The following is a 4,655-nucleotide window of genomic DNA, read 5'->3' as shown; positions in this document are numbered from 1 at the left end:
ACGACCGGCACTCCCGGATGATCCTCACGCCAGCGCGTCACCACGTGCGCGGGAACCTCCTCCCCACCCAGCATCAGCTGACCGCCCGGCACGAAACCGCGTCCACCGTGCTCCAGGACCGGCAGATGACTGGGAGTCACCTTCAGGAACGACACCGGCAACCCGGCTCCTTCACCTTCCTCTGCAGAGGACAGAGCAGCCACCACGACACGACCACCGGCCACCAACGCGCCGTACAGGACGGTGACACCGGCATCGAAGGACACCGACGCATGCCACACCGTCGAACCCGCGAGGTCCGGATACGCCTGCGGACACCGCACCACGTAATTCACCAAGGCGGCGTGCGACACCACCACGCCCTTCGGACGACCCGTCGAACCCGACGTATAGATCACATACGCCGGATGCGCAGGCAGCAGCGCCGAAGACGGACGATCGTCATCGAGGAGGTCGGATGCGCTGAGCCCGGCCATGGCTTCCTGCACAGCACGCTCGTCCAGCAGCACGCGCTTCGGGATCGACGCGTCGTCCTGGGGTAGCAGGGCCGCAGTGGCCGTCTCCGTCAGGACCAGGACGGGTTCGGCATCCGCGAGCATGTACGCGATCCGCTCCGCCGGGTACTCCGGATCCACCGGCACATAACCCGAACCGCTCTTCAACACCGCGAGCAAAGCCACGACCAGGTCGACGGACCGCGGCAGCGCCACCGCGACCAGGCGTTCCGGACCCGCGCCACACGCCACCAGATGACGGGCCAAACGATTCGCCCGGGCATTCAACTCCGCATAGCTCAGCTCGACCCCGCCACTGACCACGGCGGCAGCATCGGGCCTACGCGCGACCTGGGCCTCGAACAGCTCCGGCAACGCCGTCTCGGGGATCTCGTGTGCAGTGTCGTTCCACTCGACGAGCATCCGGCGCCGCTCGTCCGCGCCGAGGACGCTGACGCTGCGGATCGGCCGGTCAGGGGCGCCGGTGACCGTTTCGAGGAGCCGGGACAGCCGCTCGGCGAGCTGCTCGACCGTGCCGCGCTCGAACAGGTCGGTGCGGTAGTCGAGCCGCCCCGCGAGGCCCGCGGCCACGCCGTCGGCCCCGTGCGTTTCTCCCAGACTGAACGACAGGTCGAACCTGGCCGCCATCCCGCCGACAGTCTCGGCCTGCGCCTGTATGCCGGGCAGGTCGAGATCGGGCTGCGCATTGTTGTGGAAGGTGAGCATGACCTGGAAGAGGGGGTGGCGTGCCATGGAGCGGGCGGGGTTGAGGATCTCCACGAGCCGTTCGAAGGGCACGTCCTGGTGGGCGTACGCGGCCAGGTCCGCTTCCCGGACCCGCTCCACGACCTCCCTGAACGTCGGATCGCCCGAGACGTCGGTCCGCAGGACCAGCGTGTTCACGAAGAACCCGACGAGGTCGTCCAACGCGTCATCGGTACGCCCCGCGACGGGCGTCCCGATCGGGATGTCCTGGCCGGCACCCATCTTCGACAGCAACACCGCAAGAGCCGCCTGCACCGTCATGAACAGGCTCGCGCCACACGAACGGGACAGCTCCAGCAGACGCGCGTGCACCTCCGCAGGAACACGGACCTCTACGGAGTCACCCTCGTGCGAGGCGATCGCGGGGCGCGGGTGGTCGACCGGCAGCTCCAGCTCTTCCGGGAGATCGGCCAGGGCGTGCTTCCAATGGGCGACCTGGGCGGCGATCACGCTGTCCGGGTCGGCCTCGTCCCCAAGCACTTGCCGCTGCCACAGGGTGTAGTCCGCGTACTGCACCGCAAGCTCTTCCCATGCCGGGGCGTGCCCCTGGCAGCGGGCCGCGTACGCCTGCGACAGATCCCGGGCCAGCGGCGCCATCGACCAGCCGTCCGCCGCAATGTGATGGACCACCATCACCAGAACCCACTCACCCGGAGCATCCGCGACTTCCAGCACGCGGATCCGCCACGGCAGATCCCGTTCCAGATCGAAGCCCGTGGCCGCCGACCGGCCCACGACCGACGAGACGGCATCGGCAGACACGGTTTCCACGCTGACGGTGGGCACCCCCGCAGCGCCCTGCCGTATCTCCTGCCGCGGCTCGCCGTCCACCTGCGGGAACACCGTCCGCAGGCTCTCGTGCCGGCCGGCGACGTCCGCCAGCGCGGCCCGCAGCGCCTCGACGTCCAGCGCACCGGTCAGGCGGAGTGCAAGGGGGATGTTGTACGTCGCCGACACACCCTCCAGCTGGCCCAGGAACCACAGACGACGCTGCGCGAACGACACCGGAAGGACTTCCGGCCGCTCTCGCCGCGCCAACGGCTCACGGACCCGGCCACCCTCATCGAGCCGACCCACCAGCCCGGCCACGGTCGGGGCCTCGAACAGGGAACGGATGCTCACCTCCGCCCCGAGAACCGTCCGGATCCGGCTCACCAGGCGCGTCGCCAGCAGCGAATGCCCACCCAGCTCGAAGAAACCGTCATCGATCGACACCGACTCCACGCCCAGGACCTCCGCGAAGAGCCCGCACAGGATCTCCTCCCGCGGGGTCCGCGGCGCCCGCCCCGACGCGTCCATCGCGTATGCGGGAGCCGGCAGCGCCCTGCGGTCCAGCTTCCCGTTCGGCGTCAACGGCAGACGGTCCAGCACGACGAACGCGGACGGCACCATGTAATCCGGAAGCCGATCCGCCACGAAACCACGCAGGTCCCGCGCATCGAAGTGCCGGGTTGAAGCCTCACCGGCCAGCACCACGTAGGCGGCAAGGCGCTTGTCGCCCGGCTGGTCCTCCCGGACCACGACGGCGACCTGGCCCACCGATTCGTGATCCGCCAGGACGGCCTCGATCTCGCCCGGCTCGATACGGAAGCCCCGCACCTTCACCTGCGCATCAGCACGCCCGACGAACTCCAGAACACCATCCGCCGACCAGCGCACCACATCACCGGTCCGATACATCCGCGAACCAGCCACCACCGCGAAGGGATCCGCGACGAACCGCTCCGCCGTCAGACCCGCACGCCCCAGATAACCCCGGGCCAACTGAGCACCCGCCACATACAACTCACCCGGAACACCCACCGGCACCGGCGACAACGCCGCGTCGAGGACATAGGCGCGCGTATTGGCGACGGGCCGCCCGATCGGAATTGCACCCGGCAGTTCGCCGTCGGTATACCACGAGGTCGCATAGACGGTGGCCTCGGTGGGTCCGTAGCAGTTCGCGATGCGGGCGGCGGGGAAGGACGAACGGATCTTCTTGGCCACGATCGGTGAAATCGCCTCACCCGCCATGACGACGGTTGCCGCGTCCGCTGCCGGTACACGGTCCAGCAGGCTTGAGAACACCGACGGAACGCCGCTCACCAGCGGCCGGCCGGCGTCCCCTGCGGCTTCGTCTCCGAATGCGAGCAGGTCCCGGATCACGTTGATCCGACCCCCCGCGAGCAAGGGAGCGATGATTTCGAACACGGACACGTCGAAGTTGAGCGAGGTCGATGCGCAGACCTCCTCCAGCCGGTCCGCACCGAGCCCGTCGGCAGCCCAGACAGCGAGGTTGACCACGCTGCGGTGCTCGACCATCACGCCCTTCGGGCGCCCCGTCGACCCGGACGTGTAGATCACGTACGCCGGATGGGCGGGCAGCAGCGCCGGAGACGGGCGGTCGCCGTCGGACAGGTCTCCGCTGTCGCGGCCCGCCACGGTCTGCCGGACCTCGGGATCGTCGAGCAACAGGTGCGGCGCGGCTCCGCCCTGGGGCAGCCGTGTCGCTATGGTCGTTTCCGTCAGGACCAGGACGGGTTCGGCGTCCGCGAGCATGTACGCGATCCGGTCCGCCGGGTACTCCGGGTCGACCGGCACGTAGCCCGAGCCGCACTTCAGGACGGCGAACAGCGCGACCACCAAGTCGACGGACCTGGGCAGCGCGACGGCGACGAGCTTCTCCGGACCGGCACCACGCGCGACCAGATACCGGGCCAAACGATTCGCCCGGACATTCAACTCGGCATAGCTCAGCTCGACCCCGCCACTGACCACGGCCGCAGCATCGGGCGTACGCGCGACCTGGGCCTGGAAGAGCTCGGGCAGCGTCGCGTACGGAACGTCACGAGCAGTTGCGTTCCAGTCGGTCAGGATCCGGTTCCGTTCCTCGGCACCGACCACACTGACGGAACGGATCGCCGCATCCGGATCGGCGGTGACGGCTTCCATCACGCGCACCACACGGTGCGCGAGTTCTCGGACCGTGTTCTCCGTAAACAGATCCGTCCGGTAGTCCAGCTGCCCCCGGAGTCCGGCGGGTGCTCCGTCTTCGTCGTGGAGTTCACCCAGGCTGACGGACAGGTCGAACTTGGCCACGGCGCCCTGCACCTGTTCCCCGCGAACGCTCAGGCCCGAGAGGTCGAGATCCGGGTCGGCGACGTTCTGGAAGGCGAGCATGACCTGGAAGAGGGGGTGGCGTGCCATGGAGCGGGCGGGGTTGAGGATCTCCACCAGGCGTTCGAAGGGCACGTCCTGGTGGGCGAAGGCCGCCAGGTCCGCTTCCCTGACCCGTTCGAGGACCTCGCGGAACGTCGGGTCGCCCGACAGGTCGGTCCGCAGGACCAGCGTGTTCACGAAGAACCCGACGAGGTCGTCCAACGCGTCATCGGTACGCCCCGCGACGGGCGTCCC

At 69.0% G+C, this 4,655-nt stretch carries 1 protein-coding gene; it reads right to left on the bottom strand.

Annotation, left to right across the window (positions count from 1 at the left end):
* A partial coding sequence (locus tag AB0M92_RS39065; RefSeq protein ID WP_366107154.1) for an amino acid adenylation domain-containing protein occupies positions 1-4,622 on the bottom strand: 4,622 nt, incomplete at its 3' end.
* Between the last annotated feature and the right edge of the window lie 33 nt (positions 4,623-4,655).

The organism is Streptomyces sp. NPDC051582 (assembly GCF_040681715.1).
Taxonomy (GTDB): Bacteria; Actinomycetota; Actinomycetes; order Streptomycetales; family Streptomycetaceae; genus Streptomyces.
The sequence above is the reverse complement of the archived record's forward strand: the minus strand, read 5'-3'. Positions and strand labels throughout refer to the sequence as shown.